Genomic DNA, 22,084 nt, shown 5'->3' with positions numbered 1-22,084 from the left:
CCACCCGGCGGTCGGGCCCGGCGCCGCCATGGCAACCTGCGACCATGCGGTTCATCGTGTACGGCGCCGGCGCGATCGGCGGGGTCCTGGGCAGCCGGCTGTCCCAGGCCGGGCAGGACGTGGTGCTCGTCGCCCGCGGCGAGCACCTGCACCGGATCCGCCGCGACGGGCTGCGGATCGAGGACCCGGAGACCACCGCGACGCTGCGGATCCCGGCGGTCGCCTCGCCCGCCGAGATCGACTGGCGGGACGGCGACGTGGTGCTGCTCGCGATCAAGACCAACGGCACCGCCGCCGCGCTCGCCGACCTCGTCGCCGCCGCCGGCCCGGACGTCCCGGTCTGCTGCGTGCAGAACGGGGTGGCGAACGAGCGGCTCGCGCTGCGCCACTTCGGCACCGTCTACGGCGTGTGCGTGATGATGCCCGCCGGCCACCTGGAACCCGGCGTGGTGCAGGCGTACTCGGTGCCCACCACCGGGATCCTCGACCTCGGCCGGTACCCGTCGGGTGTCGACACCGGCGCGACCGCGCTCGCCGCACGGCTCGGTACCGCCACGTTCGTCGCGCAGCCGCGGCCGGACATCATGCGCTGGAAGTACCGCAAGCTGCTGATGAACCTGGCCAACTCGGTCGGCGCGCTGGTCGGCACGGACGACGACGACACCGCGGCGCTGATCGACGCCGCCCGCGCCGAGGGCGAGGCGGTACTCGCCGCGGCCGGCATCGACGTGGTCTCCACGGCCGAGGACCGGCAGCGGCGCGGCGACATCCTGCACATCACCCGGTTCGGCGACACCCCGGCGGGCTCGTCCACCTGGCAGAGCCTGTACCGCGGCACCGGCAGCGTGGAGGCCGACTACCTCAACGGCGAGATCGTGCTGCTGGGCCGCCTCGCCGGGGTATCCACGCCGGTCAACGAGCTGCTGCGCCGCCGCAGCAACGAACTCGCCCGCACCGGCGGTACCCCGGGCACCCTGCGCGCCGCCGACCTCCGCGCCGCCCTCGCCCACTGATCTGGGCTGGTCAGCGGGCGCGGGGCCGCCTTCCGCCTGCCCGACTCAGCCGCGGGACCGCCGCCGGGCCAACAGAATCAGCACACCACCGCCCAGCAGTAGGCCGCCGGCCATCGCTCCGAGCAGGCCCAGCCGGCTGCCGGTCACCGGCAGGTCACCGGCGCCACCGGCGACCGGAGTGCTGCTCGGGTCGACCGTGGCGCTCGCACCCGGCGAGGCCGAACTGCCCGAACCGACGCTCGCGCTGGGCGTCGGTGTCGCACTTCCGCAGTCCTTCAGGCCGACACGTTCGGTTGTGTCCACCACCTGCACGGCCAGCCCGGTCTTGGCGGTGATGGTCTTCGTGGCGCCCGGCGCCACGGTCGACTTGGTCACTTTCCGTCCGCCCGGCCGGGTGGTCCACGCCGCCAGCGGCACCGTTCCGGTGTTGGTCACCACGACGGTCGATGTCGTGCAGGTGGCGCTGCTCTTCAGAGTGCCTTGTTGCGGCGCCTGGCAGGACAGCGGCTCCGCCCACGAGTACCCCCAGTCGAGCGACTGGTGCTTGTCCAGCGTGCTGCCGATGGAGAAACCCTTTGCCGGCGTAGCCGGGACGGTGAACGTGGCCGTGCCGCCGGGCTGCACTGTGAAGTCCTTCGTGTAGGACTGGTCGGCAGTCTCCAACCGGTACGGTTCGGGCTCGGTGGCGTCGGCCGCGGCCGGCACGGTCACCGTGACCTCGCCGTTGCACTGCGAGGCGAACGTGGCGTGTACGAAGGGAACGTCGGAGCAGCCGTCGTCGTCGACCACACTCCAGGATCGTTTGGCGTCTCCGTACGGGTCGTGGTCGATGTCGATCGGGTCGTAGACCCTGCCGCCGGCCGCAAGGTAGGAGCCGACGTGACAGCCAGCAGGGCGGTTCCGCGTGACATCGACCTGTGGATGAGCGTTGTCGAGGCTGACCACCTCTGAGTCGTACAGGTGCCCAGTGCGCTTGCCGTCCCGATGCTCGATCGTGTAAGTGGCCCACAGACCACTGACTGATGCGCCCGGACAGGCTGGGCCGTACGACTCGATCGACATCCGGTCGACGGCGTCCAGATCGACACCGACGCCCGGGTCGTCGTCGCAGATCGGTTTGGGCGCGCGGCTGGTGTCCACCCGGCACGTGCCGTTCAGCACCACCTTGGTCGTGTAGCTGACTTCGGTGCTGCTGCCAGGCCACGTGACGGTGACGCCTCCGTAGGCGATCTTCTCGCTGCCTGAGTTCGAGGACCGGTAGTGCGACTCGCCGCCCGGCGCGATGGTCCACGCCGACCACTCGTGGCCGGCATGCTCCTGGATCGTCGCGGTCACGTCCGTGTGGTTGTGTGCGGCCCAGGTGGCGACCCACCTTCCGCTGAGGGTGTCGCAGGTCGGCGTGCCGGTCACGGTGATCCGGTCGTCGCCGGCCTGGGCCGGCGACGCCAACGCCAGCGGCGCCAACCCGGCCAGAGCGACAGCAGCCAGCGTGGCCACCAGTGCGCGCAGCCTCATTCGTTTCCGTAGCAAGGGGATCTCCTCGTCGCGCAGCGAACCTTCACCGTCCACAGTGGATATTCGGGGTAGGGCGGAACGGCATCGAGCAGGCTATCGCCGCATGATCGTCGCCGCCTCGGCTGTTCGGACGACGCGCGAGCCCATCGCCCGGCACGCTCCGGACGAGCCGCGCACCCAGTTCTCGTGCTGCACGGCCCACGGTCACGTCCAGCAGTGCAAGACGGCCGACCAGGCGCCGGCTGGCCGGTGTGCCGGCGAACGCCACCGTGAGGTCTGCGCATCATCGACGGCTCCTCGGACCGCCGGCCTTCGCGGATCGATCAACCGCCGGCGAACGGGGGGAGCACGTCCACCGTGCAGCCGGCCCGCAACGCGGCCCCGTGGTCGTGCGCGGCGACGCCGTCGACCAGGAACGACGCCACGCCGAGTACCCGGCCGAGCGGGTCACCGTGCCGGTCGGTGAGACCGGTCAGCAGCTCGCCGAGGCTGCCGGCGCGGACCTGCTCGCTGGCCGTACCAGCAGCGGCGCGGGCGCCGGCGAAGTAGCGCACCGTGACCATCTCAGCCGCCGATCGCCGACATCGGCCGGGCCGGCTGCAGGAACGACGGGTCGTTGATCGCGTGCCCCGGCGCCTTGCCCCACATCGCCGTCCGCCACGCCTGCGCCAGCTCGTCGTCGCTGGCACCGTCGCGCAGCGCGCCCCGCAGGTCGGCCTCGTCCCGGCTGAACAGGCACGAGCGCACCTGACCGTCGGCCGTCAGCCGGGTCCGGTCGCAGTCCCCGCAGAACGGCCGGGTCACCGACGCGATGATGCCGACCCGGGCCGGGCCGCCGTCCACCAGCCAGGTCTGCGCGGGTGCGCTGCCCCGCTCCCGGTCGTCGGGAGACAGCCGGTGCCGGGTGGACAGCCAGGCCAGGATCTCGTCCGCGGTGACCATCCGATCGCGCCGCCACCCGTGCTGCGCGTCCAACGGCATCTGCTCGATGAACCGCAACTCCAGCCGGTGCTGCAACGCGAAGTCGAGCAGGTCCGGCGCCTCGTCCTCGTTGAGTTCCCGAAGCAACACCGTGTTGATCTTCACCGGGGTCATCCCCGCCTCGGCCGCCGCGGTGATCCCGGCCAGCACGTCGGGCAGCCTGCGCCGGTGTGCCAGGGTCTCGAACCGGTCGGGCCGCAGCGTGTCCAGCGACACGTTCACCCGGTCCAGACCGGCCGCACGCAACGGGCCGGCGAGCCGGGCCAGCCCGATCCCGTTCGTGGTCAGCGCCAGCTCCGGCCGTGGTGACAATCCGGACAACCGCGTCACGATGTCGACCAGCCCCGGCCGCAGCAGCGGTTCGCCGCCGGTCAGCCGGACCTGGCGAACGCCGAGCTGCTGCACCGCGATCCGGCACAGCCGGACCACCTCGTCGTCGGTCAGCAACTCCCGGCGCGGCAGCCAGGCCAGCCCCTCCGCGGGCATGCAGTAGCTGCAGCGCAGATTGCACCGATCGGTCAACGACACCCGCAGATCGGTCGCCACCCGACCGAACTGGTCGACCAGCGTCAACGCATTCCGAGCTCCGACCGTCACTCCACGACCGTATCGCGCGGCCGGGCCGGAAGGTACGCGTCGAGCCAGCGCGCGGTCTCCGCGTAGACGCGTTCCCGGACGGGTTTGGCCGACAGCACCAGATCGTGCATCCCGCCCTCGATCCGGAGCAGCGTGACCTGCCGGCCGAGCTTCGGCGACCAGCGCGCGATCTGGTCGGCGTCCAGCACGGTGTCGAACCGCAGCGCGTCCTCGTGCCAGCTGCGCGGGAACCGGCTGCCGGTCGAGCACATCACCAGCACCGGGCACTGGATGTCGAGCCCGTAGTGCACCCACCGGTGCGCGCGGCGCACCGCGCGGAACCAGCCGGCCCGGACCGGGAACCCGCCGAGCGGCTTCCAGGTGGTGTCGAAGTCCCATTCGCCGTGATGCTCGTGATGCAGGCTGTACCCGTACACCCCGGCCTCGTTGGCCCGGACCACCGCACTCGGCTTGAGCTTGCCGATCACGTCCAGGGCCTCGGTGCCCGGCGTCCGCACCAGCCAGGACCCCTGCATGTCCAGCCACGGGCTGTTCAGGACCACCGCGTCGACCAGGCCGCGCTCGCGCACCCAGTGCGCCCAGATCGCGGCGATCAGGCCGCCGGTGGAGTGCGCGTTCAGCACCACCCGGCGGGCGCCGTACTCGGTCCGGATGATCCGCACCGCCTCGTCCAGCTCGGCGAAGTAGTCGCGCAGGTCGGTGATGTAGCCGGGGGTCTGGTGCTCGCGCAGCGAACGGCCGTACTTGCGCAGGTCGAGGGCGAAGAAGTCGCTACCGCGGGCGGTGTGGAAGTCGGCCAGCTCGGTCTGGAAGAAGTAGTCGGAGAATCCGTGCAGGTAGAGCACCGCATCGCCGGTCGGACTGCCGGTGGGGGAGCGGTGCACCAGGGTCGCGACGACCTCGCCCTCGTCGTCGTCGGGCAGCGGGATGACCCGGGCCGTGTAGTCGGGTCCGAGCACGTCGTCGGCCGGTTCGTCCGAGAACACCCGGGCGCGCTCGGTCACCTCGTCACTCATGAGCGTTCCCCTCCGTTCGAACGCCCGTGACCTGCCCGGTCATGAAGCATCAACCCGCCCGATGCCCATGATTCGCTCGCTCATGGGGCACAGTGTGCCACCGGAGAGCACGTGCTCCGTGGGCATGTTGCGCCGGATCACAACCGGCGACGACGGACCGCCGGCCCCGAACCGCGCGTCGCCGCCGCCAGGCTCGGCGGGATGCCGTGTCCGGGTGACGTGGTTGACCTGGCCGGCGGGATGGCGCGAGCAGTCGGGCTGGCGTCGCAGGCGGGATGGCGCGAGCAAGCGGGATGGCGCGAGCAAGCGGGATGGCGCGAGCAAGCGGGATGGCACGAGCAAGCGGGATGGCGTCGCGGTTCAGTGCACGGCGGCGAGGCGCAGGCGGCTCAGCAGCGGCAACCGGGTGCGCTGGGCCTTCTTCTCGGACAACTCGCGTTGCACGTCGGCCTTGGCCTTCTTGCCCGCCCAGTTACGGGCGTCGGCGAAATATCCCTTGGGGTCCTTGAGCAGCCGGGCCGCGCCGTCGCGCGGGCTCTGATCGGCGTCTCGCGCCTCGGCCACGACGGGACCGACGAGCGGCACACCGCATGCTTCGATCAAGCTCGACACCGGAGACCCCCATCCAGAACCGATCGGGTCCAGCCTGCCATGCCCTTGCCGACGTCGCCAACGCAACGGCGTTCGCCCCAAGGTTGCTACGCACACTAATGCGCACATGTCGAGGCGACTGTCCTAGATCCGTCAGTCCGTGGCCTTGAATTCCGCCCGTTCGCGTGAGCCGGTGACTACCGGTTCAGCCCGGCCGCGAGCAGCTCCCCGAGCAGGCGTACCAGCTCGCGGTCCTGGTCGTGCAGCGCACCGCACTCCTCGGTGTCCACGGTGAGCAGGCCGAACTGGCGCCGCGCGGTCACCACCGGCACCACGATCAGCGACCGGTGCTTGTGGTCGCCGGTGATCCAACCGGGCGGTGCCTGCACGGTCAGGTCCGGGTAGAAGCCGTCGGTGTCGGTGTCGAGCAGCCGGAACGCGACGTCGCCCAGCGGAGTACCGGCGACGAACTCGACGGTGCCCGGCTCCGCCCGGCCGTAGTAACCGACCAGCTCCAGCCGGCGGCTCCGGCCGCCGACGGCCCGGAAGTAGCAGGCCCGCGCGCCGGCCGGGGCGACCAGCTCGCACGCCGCCGCCAGCACGATCTGGCGGGCCTGGCCCTGCAACTGGTCCAGGTCACCGCCGCGCGGGCGGGCGTCGCTGATCTCGCCCAGCAGGTACGCGAGGGGGTGAGGACCCGGCCGACCACGATGCGCATCTGCTGGGTGGCGCGCTCCGCGATCTGCCGCGCGTCCGAGGCGCGCACCGACGCGGCCCGCTCCGCGTACATCGGCAGGCCGACCGAGATCGCGGTGAACGCCGCGGCGCCGCCGAGCAGGGTCCAGAACAGCCAGCCGGTCGTCTGGCTCGCCGCCGAGCCCAGAGCGAAGGCGCCCACCGCGGAGCAGATCGCGATCGGGCGGTAGTGCTGGACAACCCCGGACGAAAGGCGCGACATGATGCCACTTACCGTAGCCGCACGGTACGACAAGAGTCACTCCCCGGGAGTTGCGACACGGGTCACCGGCCGGCGAATCGTACATTGCCTGATTCATCCGAGCCGATCGGCGGTATGAAAACAGGTATGAAGCCGGTACGGAGTCTCGCCCACGCCATGCTCGCCTCCGTCTTCGTCTCGGGCGGTGTGCACACCCTGCTGCATCCCGAACACGCGGCGAAACAGGCGGAGCCGGTGAGCGAGCGCATCACCGCCGCCACCGAACGCGCCGCACCGTGGCTGCCCACCGGGCCCGTCGCGGTGGTACGAGCGAACGCGGCCGTCCAGGTGGGCGGCGCGGCGCTGCTCGCCAGCGGTCGGCTGCCCCGGCTCGCGGCGCTCGCGCTCGCCGCCTCGCTGGTGCCGACGACCGTCGTCGGGCACGCGTGGTGGCGCTACCAGGACCCGGCGCAGCGGGCCAACCATCGCAACCACTTCCTCAAGAACGTGGCGATCCTGGGTGGCCTCGCGCTGACCGCGGTCGACACCCAGGGCCGGCCGGGGCTCGGCTGGCGGGCATCACACGCCACCGAGACCGCCGCCAAGCGGGTGGGCCGGCTGCGCCGCCGGGCCGTCGAACGCATCACGCCCTGACCGCCCACCCCCGCCCGGACCAGCCGGCACGGCGCACCAAGCGGCCGCCGCGGCGGCACGGCGCGCCGGGCGGCCGCCGCGGCGCCCACCGATCGGGCGGCACGGCGACCCGGCACGTACCGGGGCGGCCAGCGGGAAAGCGCCCGCCGCCGGCGATGCCGCGTACCCGGGGCGCCGCGCGGCGACGCTCGGTTTCCGGCAACCGATCGGCTACGCTTCGCTGACATGGCGCCCATCGGACACCGCATCGCATTGATGGTTGTCGTCGGTCGCGACGGTGCGCTGTTGATGCAGTTGCGCGACGCCGACGCCCGGGTCGACCCGAGCCGGTGGTCACCGCCCGGCGGGCACGTCGAGCCCGGCGAGACCGCCGAGCAGGCGGCCCGACGGGAACTGACCGAGGAGACCGGCCTGACCGCGTCCGGGCCGGTGCACGCGGTGGCCGACGGCACCATGCCCGACCGGGTCAGCCCCGGCCGGGTGGTCGCCTGGCACGTGTTCGCCACCGCGCTGCCGGTCACCCGAGACGACGTCCGGCTGGGCGAGGGGCAGGCGCTCGAGTTCGTCGCCGCCGACAAGGTCCCGCAGCTGGACCTGACCGACATCGCCGGTCAGGTGTTGCCGTCGTTCCTCGGCTCCGCGGACTATCGGAGGCTGGCCGCGGAAGCCGGGTGACCCGTCGGGCTCAGCGCTGGGCGACCGGTGGCTCCGGGGTCGGCCACAGCGGCGGGAATGCCTTGTCCTCGGCCAGGTAGTCGGCCACCGGCCGGTTCGAACTGCGCAGCATCGCTGCGTAGTCGAGTCGCGCGGTGCGTTCCTCGTCGAGGATCTGGCCGACCTCCTCGGTCGACCCGCTGCCCAACTCCAGCATGCTGTGCACCTGCTGGACCGACTGCCACCAGCGCCGGTAGGCATCCATCAGCCCGCGGGCGACCAGCGGTGGATCGTCCTGGACCGCCGTCTCCGCGGCAGCCTGCGTCGCAACCATGCTCATCTGCACTCCCCCCACATGCATTCCACCATCGGTCGGCGATGGCGCTGGTTGCGGACTCCGCCCCCGGAGTCACCTCAAACCGAAACGCCGCCCATCGGGCACTCGCCGTTCCAACACCGAACCATGTGCACTGTCTGGTCGACACCCGAGCTGAGCCGGGCGGCACGCCGCATAGTACGACGTGCCAACCAGCGACACCATAGGCCGCCGGACGGCGCGATGGGTAGCACAATGGCCCCGTTGGAGGGAAGCGGAGGTCAAGTGTCGGGTTTCTGACCCAACGACGCGATTCGCTGCGCTAGAGCGTTGTCGCATCGTTACCGCCCGAAGTGGCGGAAACCTGTCGGGCGCCACGGTAACCCACCACCGAGTCACCGTCCACTCCGGACGGACGTGGGTCGCGGGCCGGTCAGGGGCAGTTGACCCACTCGTCGGTACCGTCCGCGAACAGCTGGTGCTTCCACACCGGCAGCTGCGCCTTCACCTCGTCCACCAGCAGCCGGCACGCGTCGAACGCGGCGCCCCGGTGCGCGCACGCGACCGCCACCACCAGCGCCGCGTCGCCGACCGCGAGCGAACCGACCCGGTGCCCGACCGCGACCGCCTGCAGCTCCGGGCAGTGCGCCACGACGTCCGCAACCACCTTGCCGAGGACGTCGGCCGCACTCGGATGCCCCTCGTACGCCAGCTCCCGCACGGGGCGGCCGTGATCGTGGTCGCGCACCACCCCGGCGAACGAGACCACCGCGCCCGACGCGCGGCGGGCCACCGCGGCCTCGAACTCCGCCGGTACCAACGGGTTCTCGGTCACCTCGACCCGGACCAGCTCGGTCACCGCGACACCTCCGGAATCCGGACCGGCACGCGCGAAACGCCACGCCGTACCGCCATCATGGCCGTTCACCCGCGTTGAGCGGGAACGGCAGGAACTCGGCCGGCTCACCGACCCGGCCGGTGCCACCGGGCGGTACCAGCACGAAGCCGTCCGCCCAGGCGAGCCCGCGCAGCATGGCCGATCCGTTGTGCGGCAACGGGTACGCCAGCCCGTCCGGTTCGATCCGGGCCAGCGCGAGGTGGGTGTCGTCGCCGCGGCCGGCGACCTCGGCGCCGAGCCGGACCCGGCGAAGGGACGGCACCGCTCGCCCCGTCAACCCCGCGACCAGCGGCCACACCAGCGTCAACAGGCCGATCACCGCCGACTGCGGGTTGCCGGGCAGGCCGGCCACGAACCGCCCGCCGGGCAGCTTCGCCAGCACCATCGGGAATCCGGGCCGCACCGCCACGGTGTCCACCACGTACTCGGCGCCCAGCCGCGCGAGCGCCGGATGCAGGTGGTCGACCGGCCCACGCATGGTGCCGCCGGTGGTACACACCAACTCGGCCGCGCCGGCCGCGGTCGCGATCGCCTCGACGTGCGCGTCGAGCGTGTCACCGACCGGCTCGGACGGAGCCGAAACCGTGGGCAGCGCGCCGATCCGGGCCAGCCAGCCGGGCAGCTGCGGACCGAGCGAGTCGCGCACCAGGCCGCGTCCCGGCGGGCCTTCGGTGAGCAGCTCGTCGCCGAACACCAGCACCGCCGCGCGCGGCGGACGCCGCACCAGCAGATCGTCGTACCCGCACTGGGCGGCGACGCCCACGACACCGGGCGTGACCGCGGTACCGGTCGGGAGCAGTTCCTCCCCCTTGACGGCCTCCTCGCCCGGCACCCGCCACTCCGGCGTCGGCTTGCGGGGCGCGCCGTCGACCAGGCCGTCGGCGCCGCGGGTGGCGTCCTCGACCCGGATGATCTGGTCGGCGCCGGGCGGCACCATCGCACCGGTGGCGATCTCCACCGCGGTACCCGCCGCGAGCGGAACCGCCACCTGACCGGCCAGCACCCGGCCGGAGACCCGCCACGGCCCGGTGCCGCGGACCGCGTAGCCGTCCACGCTGGCGGTGGTGAACGCGGGCAGCGGGGTGCGGGCCCGGACCGGCTCGGCGAGCGTCGCGCCGGTCACGTCGGCCAGCGCCAACCGGACCGGCTCCGGCGGCGCGGTCGCCCCGGCGGCGTGCGCGGCGGACCGGGCCGCGACCCACCCGATGGCGCCGCCACCGGTCGGCACCCCGCTACCGGAACCGTCGACCGCGGCCGGCCCCGGGGCGGCAGCGGCCAGGCCGGTCGCCGGATCGGCCGCACCGGCCGATGCCTGGTCGGTGGATCGAGGATGGTCGCCGCCGCGGAGCTGGTCGACCGCGTGCGCCAGGATCGGGCCGAGGACCGCAAGGCCGTCGGCGACCGCACCACGCGAGCCGGGCAGGTTGACCACCAGGGTGCGGCCGGCGACGCCGGCGATGCCGCGGGACAGCGCCGCGGTCGGCACCTTGCCCACCCCGTACGCCCGGACCGACTCGGCGATGCCGGGGATCTGGTAGTCGACCACCCGCGCGGTCGCCTCCGGGGTGCGGTCGGTGGCGGAGACGCCGGTACCGCCGGTGGTGAGGACGACGTCGACCTTGGCGTCCACCGCGGCCCGCAGCGCCCGCTCGACCGGGTCACCGTCCGGTACGACGACGGGTTCGGTCACCGTGGCACCCAGCTGCCGCAGCCCGTCGACGAGCACCGGCCCGGTCGTGTCGGCGTACCCACCGGACGAGGCGCGGTTGGAGGCCACGATCACCCGGGCCACGAACTCGGTCATGCCTGCCCTCCGTGCTCTCCCGGTACCGCCATTCCCGCGGCGCTGCGCTCTCCCGCGGCGCTGCGCTCTGCTGCGGCGCTCTGCTCTCCCGCAGCGCTGAGCTCTGCTGCGGCGCTCTGCTCTCCCGCAGCGCTGAGCTCTGCTGCGGCGCTGTGCTCTCCCGCGGCGCTGCGCCCTCCCGGGGCGGCGCCGGGCGGCGCCGGATCGGTGGGCCGGATCCAGGTACCGGTCTTGCCGCCGTCCTTGCGCAGCACCCGAACCGCGTCGATGCCGGCCGCCGGGTCGACCGCCTTGATCATGTCGATCAGCGCGAGCCCGGCGGCGAGGACCGAGGTCAGTGCCTCCATCTCGACGCCGGTGCGGTCCGCCGTCCGCACCGTCGCCCGTATGTCCACTGTGGACTCTCTGGGTTCGAGGTCGACGACGACCCCGTGGATCGCGATCGGATGGCAGAGCGGCACCAGGTCCGGAGTGCGCTTCGCGGCCATGATGCCGGCGATCCGCGCCACCCCCAACGCGTCGCCCTTGGCCAGGCCGTTGCTCCGGATCAGGTCGAGCACCTCGGCCGTGGTGCGCACCAGGCCGGCGGCGACGGCACTGCGGGTGGTGACGTCCTTGCCGGAGACGTCCACCATCCGCGCCGCGCCGGCCTCGTCGACATGGGTCAGGCCGCCACTGGACTCGGTCACACGACGAGCCTACGCAGCCCGGCCGGCGCGGACCGGGACGGCGCACGAATCGGCGCGGCCCACCGGAGCGGCCGGCGCCAGCGCCGGGCGGCAATGATCCGTTACCTGCCGCCGTGACACCGTCTGTCATCCTTTTCGCACATGGCCCTGCCATAGACGGCTATCTATGCTGACGATGTTCCTCCTGCCGGAGATGGCGGCGCCCCAGCCCGCCCCGCGACGCAACGGGCCGCAGGCACCGGCCACGACGCGCGCGACGTTGGGGGGCGGTCGTGAGGACACCGCGAAACGGGCATGCACCCCGCGCTCCGCGTACCTCGGCCTTCGTGCCTCGTACCTCGGCCTTCTTGCCTCCCGCGCCACCGCCGGCCTGCCGGCACCCCACCCCGAGCCGTACCGAAGGGGGTGCACCGTGCGCGAACACAACTGGAGCTGACGGTCCGTGAGCACCGCCCCGGCGAACAGAGAGGGGTGCGCCATGCGCGAACACAACTGGAGCTGACCCGCCCGCGACCCCGCCCCGACGACCCGGAAGGACAGCCCGTGCGCGAACACAACTGGAGCTGAGCCCATCGGCACCGACCACCACGACCCGAGGGAGGCGTCATGCGCGAACACAACTGGAGCTGACCGCGGCCGACGACCCATCTCGATCCACGGAAGGGAGACCGCCATGCGCGAGCACAACTGGAGCTGAGCACCCGACAACACCGTCCTGACCAGCCGAAAGGGGACCGCGATGCGCGAGCACAACTGGAGCTGACCGCCCTCGAACAGCCACCTCGGACGAAAGGAGCCGCCGTGCGTGAACACAACTGGAGCTGACGACGACGTGTGGCGTTGTCGAACAGTCACTTACGTCGATCCGCCCAGCCGCGTAGGATCGCCGCATCCGTCACCCGATTCGCCCCGGGGACCTGCCACCGTGAGTACTGCCGACGCTTCCACGGCCCGCAACACCACGCTGCGCCGCTACATCATCGGGCACGCGGCGCTGGCCTTCGGTGTGCTGCTGATCGCCACCGCCAAACTGCCCGGACCGACCGGCGCACCGTGGCTCGCGGTCGCCATGCTCGCGCTGTACACCGTGGCCGGGCTGGCCCCGGTGCAGCTGCGGCTGCGCAGCCAGGGCGTGCAGTTCGCCTGGGGTGAGGCGGCCGTCATCATCGGCCTGGTCGTGCTGCCGCCGAGCACGATGATCTGGGCCGCCGCGCTCGGCCGCCTGGCCGCCGAGCTGATCGGTCGCCGGCCGGCCGACAAGCTCACCCTCAACGTCGCGAAACAGGTGGTCGCGGTGACCGCGGCGGCCACCCTGAGCCAGCTGATCGCCGGCACCCCGGTGGACCCGTTCACCCTCCGTGGGGTGGCCGCGCTGATCGCCGCGACCGCGGTGTACGCGCTGATCGCAGCGCTGTCGGTGAGCATCGCGATCAGCCTCGCCAACGGGACCAGGCTGCGGCTGATGCCGCTGCACCGGGTCGAGCTGATCGCCATCAGCGGCAACATCGCCGTCGCGTTCCTCATCCTGGCCGTGCTGCGGTTCGATCCGCGGCTGCTGTTCGCGATCCCCCCGATGATCGTCTTCCTCCGGCTGACCTACGCGTACCGGCTGCGCACCCACACCGAGCGGGAGGCCTGGCAGCGGCTCGCCGCGGTGACCGACCGGTTCAGCGAGGTCGACCTGGCGCAGGTGCTCGGTACCGCGGTGACCGGCGCCGCCGAGCTGTTCGGTGCCGACGAGGTCGAGGTGCTGGTACGGCTGGGCAGCGAGCCGGATGGCCTGGTCCGCGGCGATGCCCAGGGCGTGTCCTGGGCCGGTGCCGCCGCCGACGCCCCGGCCGCCGACGAGGCGGAGACGATCGAGACGCCGCTCGGCGGGCAGCGCGACACCGACACCGATGCCGGTGAGCTGCGACTCCGGTTCCGCGGCACGGTGCGGCTCAGCGATCGCGAGCGGTACGCGCTGCAAACCTTCGCCGCCGCGCTGGGCACCGCGCTGCGCAACGCGTACGCGTACGCCGAGGCGCAGCGGCGTGCCGCCCGGCACGCCTACGACGCCGCGCACGATCCGCTCACCGGCCTGGCCAACCGCCGGTACCTGCTGGACGTGGGCGAGCAGGTGCTGGCCGAGCGGCCGACCCGCGGCACCCAGGCGATGGTGCTGATCGACCTGGACCACTTCAAGGAGGTCAACGACACCCTCGGGCACTCCGCCGGGGACGAAGTGCTGACCACCATCGGCCGGCGGCTGGCCACCGCGGCCGGCGACGACGACATCGTGGTCCGGCTCGGCGGCGACGAGTTCGCGGTGCTGTTCGTCGCGCTGCCCGCCCCGGCGCTCGCGGTGCACCGGGCCCGGCAGATGCTCGCCACCCTGGACCCGCCGATCGAGGTCGACGGCATCCGCATCACCGTCGGCGGCAGCGCCGGTGTCGCGCTCGCGCCGGTGCAGGGCGGCGTCGGCGAGCTGCTGCGCCGCACCGACGTGGCGATGTACCAGGCGAAGCGGGACGGCAGCCGGCTCGCGCAGTACGCCCGGCAGCGCGACACCGCCGACATCGGCCGGCTCGCCCTCGGCGGCGAGCTGCGCGCCGCACTGCACGGCAACCAGTTCGCCCTGCGTTACCTGCCGATCGTCGAGCTCAACTCCGGGCGGATCAGCGCCGCGGAGGCGCTGGCCCGGTGGGAGCACCCCTACCGGGGGGAGATGGCGCCGCGGCAGTTCCTCACCGCGATCGAGCGGTCCGACCTGCTGCCGGAGTTCACCGAACTGGTGCTCGACACCGCGCTGGCGGCGGCGTCCGAGTGGGCCGGCGCCGGCCACCCGATCGGCGTCGCGGTGAACCTGTCGCCGCGCAGCCTGCTCGACCCGGACTTCCTGCGGGTGGTGCAGCGGCGGGTGGTGGCCAGCGGTGTCCCGCCCGAGCAGCTCACCCTGGAACTGACCGAGACGCGCAACCTGAGCCGGCTGGATGTCGTCGACGACACCCTGCGCGGGCTGCGCGAGCTGGGCGTGCGCATCGCCCTGGACGACTTCGGTACCGGCAGCTCCTCGCTCGGCATGCTGGCCCGGGTTCCGGTGGACGAGCTGAAGATCGACCGCAGCTTCGTGGCCGGCCTGGTCACCTCGCCGGAACCGGCCGCCGTGGTGCGCGCCGCGATCGACCTGGGCCGCAGCCTCGACCTGTCGGTGGTGGCGGAGGGGGTGGAGAGCCAGCGGCAGCGCGCCATGCTGTTCGAGCTGGGCTGCCCGTGCGGCTCCGGCTACCTGTTCTCCCGGCCGGTGACCGACACCAGGATCGCCGAGCTGCTCGCCGCCGAGGCTCCGCTGGCGCCGCCGATGTCGGCGGACGCGCAGGTCATCCGCATCCCGCCGGGCCGGCTGACCCGCAGCGCCCGGCGCCGGTTGTAGCCCGCCGCCGTGGCGGATGCCTACCGGGAGTGCGCGGCCGCGGGGAGCGATGCCAGACTGACCGGCGTGACGCTGACCGGAATCGCCCGCGCGACGCACCGGGCCGGCCGGGGCACCGTTGTCGACATCGTGCTGTACGCGGCATCCGCGGCCTATGCCGGCATCACCGCGTTCAACACCGGCATGCCGGCGCACGCGCAGTGGGGCCGCATCGCGGTGTTCGGCTACCTGGCGCTGACCGTGCTCGCCGTCGTCCAGCGGTTCGTCGGGCGTGGCCTGGCGCGCCCCGCGGTCCGCATGGTGCTGGTGTTCGCCGGCTGGGCGGCCAGCACACTGCTGCCGCTGCTGGTCGAGGCGGCGCAGCGGGCCGCCGGCGCCAGCGGGCGTGCCCAGGACGAGGTGACGGTCGTCGAGATGGCCGGCGCCCGGCTCGTCGACACCGGCAGCCCCTACCTGTCGCACGACGGCATCGTCGGCGCGCTGCCGTCGCTCGGCTACCTCGCCTACGTGCCGTACAACCCGGGCATCGCGGTGTTCGGCCTGCCCCGGCGGTACGCGGGGGACCAGTGGTGGACCGACGCCCGGGTCGGGTTCGCGGTGGTGACCGCCGCCGCGATCGTGGCCGCCCTGTTCCTGCTGCGCCGGCTCGCCCCGGCGTCGGTGCTGGTCCGGGCGGCGCAGGTGGTGACGGTGTTCCCGGTCTGCGCGCTGACCCTGGCCACCGGCGGGGACGACCTGCCGGTCCTCGCGCTGTGCCTGCTCGGCCTCGCCTTCGCGGTAAGGGGGCACCTGGACGACCGCGGCGGCGCCGTCTGGTGGTTGCTGTCCGGGCTGGTGATCGGCGACGCCGCCGCGATGAAGCTGTTCGCGCTGCCGGTACTGGTGGTGCTGGCGGTGTTCGTCGGATTCCGGGCCGGCGGGCGGGCGCTCGGCTGGTACCTGACGCCGGCGCTGGCCGTCCCGGTCGTCACCCTCGGCCCGATCACGCTGCGGGACCCGAACGGGGTGCTGGAGAACCTGGTCCGCTACCCGCTGGGCCGTGGCCTGGCCGAGAGCCCGGCGGCGAGCAACCTGCCCGGCCACCTGATCGCGGTGCTCGTACCCGGCGGCACGGTCGTCGCGGCGAGCCTGCTCGTCGCGGCCGGTCTCGCGTTCGTGATCCACCTGCTGGTCCGGCCGCCGGCACAGGTCACCGTGGTGGCGTGGCGGGTGGCGGCGGCGATGCTGCTCGCGATCTGCCTCGCGCCGGCCACCCGGTTCGGCTACCTGCTCTACCCCGCGGCGTACGCGGTCTGGGCGGTGGCACTGCGCATACCGCACGAAACGGCCGAGGCGGCACAGCGTCCCGGCGTTCGAGTCGCGACGGCGGTGGATCGGGCGTAGACAGGAAGCATGCGGTCGCGACCCCGACACCGGTTCGCCGACCCGGTCGTCGACCGGACATACCGGGATCGGCGGGAGGCGGGTGCCGCGCTGGCGGCGCGGCTCGGCGGCTATGCGGGCCGCGTCGACGTCACGGTGGTCGGCCTGGCCCGCGGCGGCATGCCGGTCGCCGCCGAGGTCGCCGGCCGCCTCGGCACCCCGCTCGACGTGCTGGTGGTCCGCAAGCTCGGGATGCCGTGGGCGCCGGAGGTCGCCTTCGGTGCGATCGGCCCGGACGGGGTCATCGTCCTCAACGAGTACGCCGACCGGCTGTCCGACGGCGAGATCGACACCGTGGTCGCCGCCGAACGCGCCGAGCTGGCCCGGCAGGACGCCCGCTACCACGCCGACCATCCGGCCGCGGCGCTGTCCGGCCGCACCGTGGTGCTGATCGACGACGGCCTCGCCACCGGCGCGACCGCCCGCGCCGCGGTCGAGGTGGCCCGGCGCCGCGGCGCCGCCCGTACCGTGCTCGGCGTGCCGGTCGCCGCGCCGGACGCGGCGCAGGCCCTGGCGTCGGTCGCGGACGAGCTGGTCTGCCCGTACCGGCCGGGCAACTTCGACGCGGTCGGCCGCTTCTACCAGGACTTCCGGCAGATCTCCGACGCCGAGGTGCACGGCCTGCTCGGTTGATCCGGACGCATCCTTAACGGAGCACTATGAGCCTTGGCTGATCGCCCGATCGCTCGGCTACCGTTGCTCGATGGAGCTGACCTGCCCGAAGTGCCATGGACAGATGCGTCAGTACGAGCGCAACGGCGTCACCGTCGACCAGTGCGTCGAGTGCCGCGGGCTGTTCCTCGACCGCGGCGAGCTGGAGCACCTGATCAACGCCGAGCAGGGGTGGTACGGCCCGGGCGACCACCAGCGGCCGCACGACGAACGCGGCCGGCACGACACCCGCCGGTACGATGAGCGACGCCACCCGGACCATGGGCAGCGCCGGAAGCGCCGCAGCTTCCTCGAAGACCTGTTCGACTAGACGAGCCGTCCCCGTCTCGACCCGCCGCGGCGCGACCAGGCGCCGCGGCGCCCACCGGGTGCGCCGACCAACCGCACCGCGCGCGGTCGTGCAGACAGGGGCCCGGCTGCCGCGGGGCACCGCCCGGCAGCTGGAGGGCTGGATGGCGCTGACCGACGAGGCGATCAACCGGATCAAGAACATGATCACGTCCGGTGAGCTGCGCCCCGGTGACCGGCTGCCCAAGGAGGCCGACCTCGCCGACCGGCTCGGGCTGTCCCGCAACTCGCTGCGTGAGGCGGTCCGTGCGCTGTCCCTGATCCACGTGCTCGACGTCCGGCAGGGTGACGGTACCTACGTCACCAGCCTGGAACCGCAGTTGTTGCTGGAGACGATGAGCTTCGTCGTCGACTTCCACCGCGACGACAGCATCCGCCAGTTCCTGGAGATCCGGCACATCCTCGAACCGGCCGCCACCGAGCTCGCCGCCCGGCGGATGACCGACGCGCAGCTCGACGCGCTCGGCGCCATCCTCGCCGAGCTGCCGGACGACCCCAGCGTCGACGAACTCGTCGCGAACGACCTGCGGTTCCACCGCGAGATCGCGGTCGGCGCCGGCAACCCGTCGCTGGCCAGCCTGCTGGAGAGCCTGTCCGCCCCGACCGTACGGGCCAGGGTGTGGCGCGGCCTCACCCAGGAAGGCGCCGTGCAGCGCACCCGGGAGCAGCACGCGGCGATCCACGCCGCCATGGTCGGCCGCAACCCCGACGTGGCCCGCGCGTGGGCGACCGTACACGTGGCCGGTGTCGAGGACTGGCTGCACCAGACGCTCTCCGAACCCCGGGCCACCGCCGGCTGACCGGCGCCCGCGCCGGCCCGCCACATCCTTCGACGTACCAGAGCCCGGCCGCTGAGCACCGCCGCCGGTCACGCGACGGCTTGCCGGAACCTGTCCGCGTTGCGGGCGCACCAGTCGGCGAACGTCCGCGGCGCGCGCCCGAGCAGCCGCCGTACGGTGTCGGTCCGGAAGCCGACGGTGTCGGCCCGCATCAGCGCGAATCCCTCGACGACGGCCTCGGCCAGGGCGGCCGGCGCCCCGTGCGGGAAGCGGGACCGGACGATCTCGTCCGGGGTCGTCACCGGCCGCACCGCGAGCTCCCGGCCGATCGCGGCGGCCAGTACCCGGACCTGCTCGGTGACGGTGAAGGTCTGCTCACCGGTGAGGACGTACCGCTCGCCGGCATGGCCGCGCCCGACCAGGGCCAGTGCCGCGACGGCCGCGATGTCGGCGGGGTCGATCGGCGCGAAACGTCCCGGCCCGACCGGGTCGAGCACGACGCCGTCCGACCGGATGGTGTCCAGCCAGTCCAGGGCGTTGGTCATGAAGCCGCCCGGGCGCAGCGTGGTGGCGGGGATGCCGGCGGCGCGAACCAGCTCCTCACGTTCGTGATGCCAGCGCCCCATCGCCGGCATCGGGTCGCCCAGGACGTTGAACGACGACAGGTGCACGAGGTGGCGCACGCCGGCGTCCCGCGCCGCGGCCAGGGCGTGCGCGGTTTGGTCGAGCCCGATGCCCGGGGTGAGCAGGAACAGGCCGCGCACGCCGGCGAACGCGGGCGCCAGGGTCTCGGGTCGATCCAGGTCGGCGACGAACCGTTCGGCCCGCGCCGGAAGGGTCGCGGCGCGGCCGGCGTCGCGGACCAGGACCCGGAACGGCTCGCCCCGGGCGTCGAGTTCGGCGGCGAGTTCCCGGCCGATGTGCCCGGTGGCGCCGGTGACCAGTAGCATGACGGCTCCCAGTTCGTTTACTGGTTAACGAATGTCCGAGCAGAACGTTAACCGGTTATCGAAAAGCTGTCAACGACGCACGGAAGGGATGGCCGGTGACCGAGTTCCTGGACCTGCACGGTCGGACGAACAAGTCGATACGGGCCGCGGCCGAGCTCGCCATGCGCCGGCACGGCCTGCACCTCGGGCAGGACCACCTGCTCGCCGTGCTCTGGGAGCGGGACGGCCGAACACCCGGCGAGATCGCCGCCGCCGTCGACGTCACCACCCCCGCGGTGGTGAAGATGGCCGACCGGATGGCAGCGGCAGGGCTGCTCACCCGGCGCCGCGACGAGCACGACAACCGGCTCGTCCGGCTCTGGCTGACCCCCGCCGGCCGCGCGCTGCGCGAACCGGTCCAGACCGAACGCCGCCGTCTCGAACGACAGATCACCGCGGAACTCACCCCGGACGAGCGAGCACACCTGATGTCCGCGCTCGCCAAGATCCACCGCGCCACCAGCGAGCTGCTCGGCACGGTCGCCGACCAGCAGCCCGGCCGGTAGCCGGCGACCAGGCACCCGGCAGCAACTGGCGGCACAGCGGTCCCCGGCGGCACCGGACGGGCGCCGGTGGTCAGCCGACCGCGGTGGGCGTCGCCTCCCGGGCGATCGTGTCCAGCACCCGCTGGGACGCCTCGTCGGCCGCGCGGTACAGCACGATGCGCAGGTCCGGTTCCGACATCGGCAGCAGCACCTCGAAGTCGACGGTGAGCGGGCCGAACTCCGGATGCAGCATCGGTTTGCGGCCCCGCCCGTTCACCCGCACCGCGTGCTGCTCCCACAACCGGGCGAACTCCGGGCTGCCCGACACCAGATCGTCCAGCAGCGCCGCCAGCTCGGTGTCGTCCGGGTGCGCCGCCCAGGCCGCCCGCAGGTCGGCGATGCCCTCCCGGATCACCCGCTCCCGCTCCAGATAGAAGTGCTCGAACCGCCGATCCATCAGGCACAGCCGCATCGTGTTCAACGACTGCGCCGGCAGCGTGTCCAGCCCCAGCATCACCCGGCTCATCTCGGCGTTCCAGGCCAGCACGTCGAAGCGGTGGTCGATCAGCATCGCCGGCAGCGGCGACAGGTCGTGCACCAGCCGGGCCGCCGCCGCCGGGAACACCGGCCGATCGGCCGGCCGGTCCGCGGGACGCTGCCGGACCAGATCGAACAGGTACGACCGCTCGTCGGTGGTCAGCCGCAGCGCCCGGCACAGCGCCTCCAGCACCTCCGCGGACGGCCGCAACCCGCGCGCCTGTTCCAACCGCACCACGTAGTCGACGCTCACGTTCGCCAGCTCCGCGACCTCCTCGCGGCGCAGCCCCGGGGTACGCCGGCGTCCCGTCACCGACAGCCCCACCTCGGCCGGGGTCAGCCGCTCTCGCCGGGTCCGCAGGAACGCCGCCAGCTCCGCGCTGACGTCCACCATCTCGGCCATGCACCCAGCGTACGGGCAGTCGAACGCGCCACCGGCGTCCTCACCCGCGGCGCCGCGGGCGACCCGGCCCCAGCGGACGGCGAGCCGACCCGCGACGACCTTCGGGCGGCGAACCGACCCGCGACGACCCACGGGCGGCGGACCGACCCGGGACGACCTACGGACGGCGAGCCGACCCGCGACGACCTACGGGCGGCGAACCGACCCGCGACGACCTACGGGCGGCGGCGCAGCCTGGGACGCGCCTTCCCAGGAAACACCGTCCCTGAACGGCGGGCGGGTGAACGGCGAGGCTTGGCCGCAGAAGCCAGCGAACGCATCAGGAGCGACACCATGGCACACACCACACCGTCCCTCGACCGGTACCGGCTGCTCGGCCGCTCCGGCCTGCGCGTCTCGCCGCTCGCGCTCGGCGCGATGACCTTCGGTACCGACTGGGGTTGGGGCGCCGACCGGGACGAGACCCGGCGCATCGTCGACAGCTACGTCGACCGCGGGGGCAACTTCATCGACACCGCCGACGTGTACACGAACGGGACGTCCGAACGGTTCGTCGGCGAGCTGGCCGCCGGCCGTCGCGACCGGCTCGTGATCGCCACCAAGTACACCAGCAGCACCGACCCGGACAATCCGAACGCCGGCGGGAACCACCGGCGCAACATGGTCCGGTCGGTCGAGGACAGCCTGCGCCGGCTGGGCACCGACTACATCGATCTGCTCTACCTGCACGCCTGGGACGCCACCACCCCGGTCGAGGAGGTACTGCGCGGGATGGACGACCTGGTCCGCAGCGGCAAGGTGGTCTACGTCGGCATCTCCGACACGCCCGCCTGGCAGGTGTCCCGGATGCAGGCGATCGCCGACCTGCGCGGCTGGTCCCCGCTGATCGCCCTGCAGATCGAGTACAGCCTGGTCGAGCGCACCGTGGAACGCGACCTGATCCCGATGGCCGCCGAACTCGGCCTCGGCGTCGTACCGTGGTCGCCGCTGGCGTCCGGCGTGCTGACCGGCAAGTACGACCGGAGCGACCTGACCGCGGCGGCGAGCGGGTCGCCGAGCGGCAGCCGGCGCGACGTCGCCGCCGGCAACGGCGCCCTGACCGAACGCGCGCTGGACATCGCCGACACCGTCAAGAAGGTCGCCGCCGAGCTCGACACCACCCCGTCCCGGGTCGCGATCGCCTGGGACCTGCGGAACCCGGCGGTCACCGCGCCGATCCTCGGGGTACGCACCCTGGCGCAGTTGGAGGACAACCTGGGCGCGCTGGACGTCGAGTTCACCGTGGACCAGCTCGCCGCACTGGACGCGGCCAGCGCGATCCCGCTCGGTTCCCGCACGAGTTCCTGCAGCGGCCGATGACCCGCACGGTGAT

The 22,084-nt window shown here is 73.0% G+C and carries 21 protein-coding genes, 3 pseudogenes and 1 CRISPR repeat array; of the genes and pseudogenes, 11 read left to right on the top strand and 13 right to left on the bottom strand.

Annotated elements, in window-relative coordinates:
- The first annotated feature begins 44 nt into the window (after positions 1 to 44).
- Entirely contained in the window at positions 45 to 1,013 is a 969-nt protein-coding gene (locus Athai_RS31885; protein WP_203964906.1) for a ketopantoate reductase family protein, read from the top strand.
- A gap of 45 nt (positions 1,014 to 1,058) precedes the next feature.
- Here Athai_RS31885 and Athai_RS31880 read toward each other — a convergent pair whose 3' ends face one another.
- The 6 genes from Athai_RS31880 to Athai_RS31855 all read right to left on the bottom strand — a co-directional run bounded on the left by Athai_RS31880 (position 1,059) and on the right by Athai_RS31855 (position 6,339).
- A complete protein-coding gene (locus Athai_RS31880) occupies positions 1,059 to 2,528 on the bottom strand; it encodes a hypothetical protein (RefSeq protein WP_203964905.1) in 1,470 nt (489 codons plus the stop codon).
- Positions 2,529 to 2,851: 323 nt separating this feature from the next.
- Positions 2,852 to 3,091: a MoaD/ThiS family protein gene (locus tag Athai_RS31875; RefSeq protein WP_203964904.1), complete on the bottom strand. Its 240-nt coding sequence runs from the start codon at positions 3,089 to 3,091 to the stop codon at positions 2,852 to 2,854.
- A 1-nt stretch (position 3,092) separates the two neighbouring features.
- Positions 3,093 to 4,106: a GTP 3',8-cyclase MoaA gene (moaA, locus tag Athai_RS31870; protein ID WP_203964903.1), complete on the bottom strand. Its 1,014-nt coding sequence runs from the start codon at positions 4,104 to 4,106 to the stop codon at positions 3,093 to 3,095.
- The gene (locus Athai_RS31865; RefSeq protein WP_203964902.1) at positions 4,103 to 5,122 is read right to left on the bottom strand and encodes an alpha/beta hydrolase; all 1,020 of its coding nucleotides are present in this window, start codon (positions 5,120 to 5,122) and stop codon (positions 4,103 to 4,105) included. The genes moaA and Athai_RS31865 overlap by 4 nt, the downstream gene beginning before the upstream one ends.
- Positions 5,123 to 5,482: 360 nt before the next feature.
- Entirely contained in the window at positions 5,483 to 5,734 is a 252-nt protein-coding gene (locus Athai_RS31860; RefSeq protein WP_203964901.1) for a hypothetical protein, read from the bottom strand.
- Positions 5,735 to 5,910: 176 nt separating this feature from the next.
- Positions 5,911 to 6,339: a GAF domain-containing protein gene (locus Athai_RS31855; RefSeq protein WP_203964900.1), complete on the bottom strand. Its 429-nt coding sequence runs from the start codon at positions 6,337 to 6,339 to the stop codon at positions 5,911 to 5,913.
- Positions 6,340 to 6,402: 63 nt separating this feature from the next.
- Between Athai_RS31855 and Athai_RS31850 the strand changes: the two genes are divergently transcribed.
- The 3 genes from Athai_RS31850 to Athai_RS31840 all read left to right on the top strand — a co-directional run bounded on the left by Athai_RS31850 (position 6,403) and on the right by Athai_RS31840 (position 7,979).
- The gene (locus Athai_RS31850) at positions 6,403 to 6,639 is read left to right on the top strand and encodes a hypothetical protein (RefSeq protein ID WP_203964899.1); all 237 of its coding nucleotides are present in this window, start codon (positions 6,403 to 6,405) and stop codon (positions 6,637 to 6,639) included.
- Positions 6,640 to 6,797: 158 nt separating this feature from the next.
- Entirely contained in the window at positions 6,798 to 7,304 is a 507-nt protein-coding gene (locus tag Athai_RS31845) for a DoxX family membrane protein (RefSeq protein WP_203964898.1), read from the top strand.
- A gap of 225 nt (positions 7,305 to 7,529) precedes the next feature.
- Entirely contained in the window at positions 7,530 to 7,979 is a 450-nt protein-coding gene (locus tag Athai_RS31840; RefSeq protein ID WP_203964897.1) for an NUDIX domain-containing protein, read from the top strand.
- 10 nt (positions 7,980 to 7,989) lie between these two features.
- Here the strand turns inward: Athai_RS31840 and Athai_RS31835 are convergent, their stop codons facing one another.
- The 5 genes and pseudogenes from Athai_RS31835 to moaC form a co-directional block, all read right to left on the bottom strand.
- Positions 7,990 to 8,298, bottom strand: a complete 309-nt coding sequence (locus Athai_RS31835; RefSeq protein WP_203964896.1) for a hypothetical protein — start codon at positions 8,296 to 8,298, stop codon at positions 7,990 to 7,992.
- 409 nt (positions 8,299 to 8,707) lie between these two features.
- The gene (locus tag Athai_RS31830) at positions 8,708 to 9,133 is read right to left on the bottom strand and encodes a molybdenum cofactor biosynthesis protein MoaE (RefSeq protein WP_239157291.1); all 426 of its coding nucleotides are present in this window, start codon (positions 9,131 to 9,133) and stop codon (positions 8,708 to 8,710) included.
- 55 nt (positions 9,134 to 9,188) lie between these two features.
- The gene (locus Athai_RS31825) at positions 9,189 to 10,400 is read right to left on the bottom strand and encodes a molybdopterin molybdotransferase MoeA (protein ID WP_420829857.1); all 1,212 of its coding nucleotides are present in this window, start codon (positions 10,398 to 10,400) and stop codon (positions 9,189 to 9,191) included.
- A 102-nt stretch (positions 10,401 to 10,502) separates the two neighbouring features.
- Positions 10,503 to 10,976: pseudogene (locus Athai_RS31820) on the bottom strand (MogA/MoaB family molybdenum cofactor biosynthesis protein); the annotation flags it as partial.
- Positions 10,977 to 11,179: 203 nt separating this feature from the next.
- Positions 11,180 to 11,665, bottom strand: a pseudogene (gene moaC, locus Athai_RS31815) (cyclic pyranopterin monophosphate synthase MoaC); the annotation flags it as partial.
- Positions 11,666 to 12,078: 413 nt separating this feature from the next.
- Positions 12,079 to 12,490: direct repeats of the CRISPR family, unit length 23 nt; unit sequence TGCGCGAACACAACTGGAGCTGA.
- Positions 12,491 to 12,590: 100 nt separating this feature from the next.
- Between moaC and Athai_RS31810 the strand changes: the two are divergent.
- From Athai_RS31810 to Athai_RS31790, 5 genes and pseudogenes are all read left to right on the top strand, one after another.
- Positions 12,591 to 15,077 carry a putative bifunctional diguanylate cyclase/phosphodiesterase gene (locus Athai_RS31810; RefSeq protein WP_203964894.1) on the top strand — a complete coding sequence of 829 codons (2,487 nt, stop codon included), beginning with the start codon at positions 12,591 to 12,593 and terminating at the stop codon, positions 15,075 to 15,077.
- Between the two features lie 66 nt (positions 15,078 to 15,143).
- The gene (locus Athai_RS31805) at positions 15,144 to 16,460 is read left to right on the top strand and encodes a glycosyltransferase 87 family protein (protein WP_239157290.1); all 1,317 of its coding nucleotides are present in this window, start codon (positions 15,144 to 15,146) and stop codon (positions 16,458 to 16,460) included.
- Between the two features lie 9 nt (positions 16,461 to 16,469).
- On the top strand, positions 16,470 to 17,132 hold the full coding sequence (locus Athai_RS31800; protein WP_203964893.1) for a phosphoribosyltransferase: 663 nt from the start codon (positions 16,470 to 16,472) through the stop codon (positions 17,130 to 17,132).
- 70 nt (positions 17,133 to 17,202) lie between these two features.
- Positions 17,203 to 17,405 (top strand): annotated as a pseudogene (locus Athai_RS31795) (TFIIB-type zinc ribbon-containing protein); the annotation flags it as partial.
- 164 nt (positions 17,406 to 17,569) lie between these two features.
- Positions 17,570 to 18,319, top strand: a complete 750-nt coding sequence (locus Athai_RS31790; RefSeq protein WP_239157289.1) for a FadR/GntR family transcriptional regulator — start codon at positions 17,570 to 17,572, stop codon at positions 18,317 to 18,319.
- Between the two features lie 68 nt (positions 18,320 to 18,387).
- Here the strand turns inward: Athai_RS31790 and Athai_RS31785 are convergent, their stop codons facing one another.
- The gene (locus tag Athai_RS31785; RefSeq protein ID WP_203964892.1) at positions 18,388 to 19,248 is read right to left on the bottom strand and encodes an NAD(P)H-binding protein; all 861 of its coding nucleotides are present in this window, start codon (positions 19,246 to 19,248) and stop codon (positions 18,388 to 18,390) included.
- Positions 19,249 to 19,343: 95 nt separating this feature from the next.
- On the opposite strand from Athai_RS31785, the gene Athai_RS31780 reads away from it, so the two are divergent.
- Complete coding sequence (locus Athai_RS31780; protein ID WP_203964891.1) at positions 19,344 to 19,793, top strand: MarR family winged helix-turn-helix transcriptional regulator; 450 nt, start codon at positions 19,344 to 19,346, stop codon at positions 19,791 to 19,793.
- Between the two features lie 70 nt (positions 19,794 to 19,863).
- On the opposite strand, the gene Athai_RS31775 is transcribed toward Athai_RS31780, so the two are convergent.
- Positions 19,864 to 20,712, bottom strand: a complete 849-nt coding sequence (locus Athai_RS31775) for a helix-turn-helix transcriptional regulator (protein ID WP_203964890.1) — start codon at positions 20,710 to 20,712, stop codon at positions 19,864 to 19,866.
- A 333-nt stretch (positions 20,713 to 21,045) separates the two neighbouring features.
- Between Athai_RS31775 and Athai_RS31770 the strand changes: the two genes are divergently transcribed.
- On the top strand, positions 21,046 to 22,071 hold the full coding sequence (locus Athai_RS31770) for an aldo/keto reductase (RefSeq protein ID WP_239157288.1): 1,026 nt from the start codon (positions 21,046 to 21,048) through the stop codon (positions 22,069 to 22,071).
- Positions 22,072 to 22,084: the final 13 nt, after the last annotated feature.

The sequence above is a fragment of the Actinocatenispora thailandica genome (assembly GCF_016865425.1).
Classification (GTDB): Bacteria; Actinomycetota; Actinomycetes; order Mycobacteriales; family Micromonosporaceae; genus Actinocatenispora; species Actinocatenispora thailandica.
Note: the sequence above shows the minus strand (reverse complement) of the source record. Positions and strands in the feature narration are given on the sequence as shown.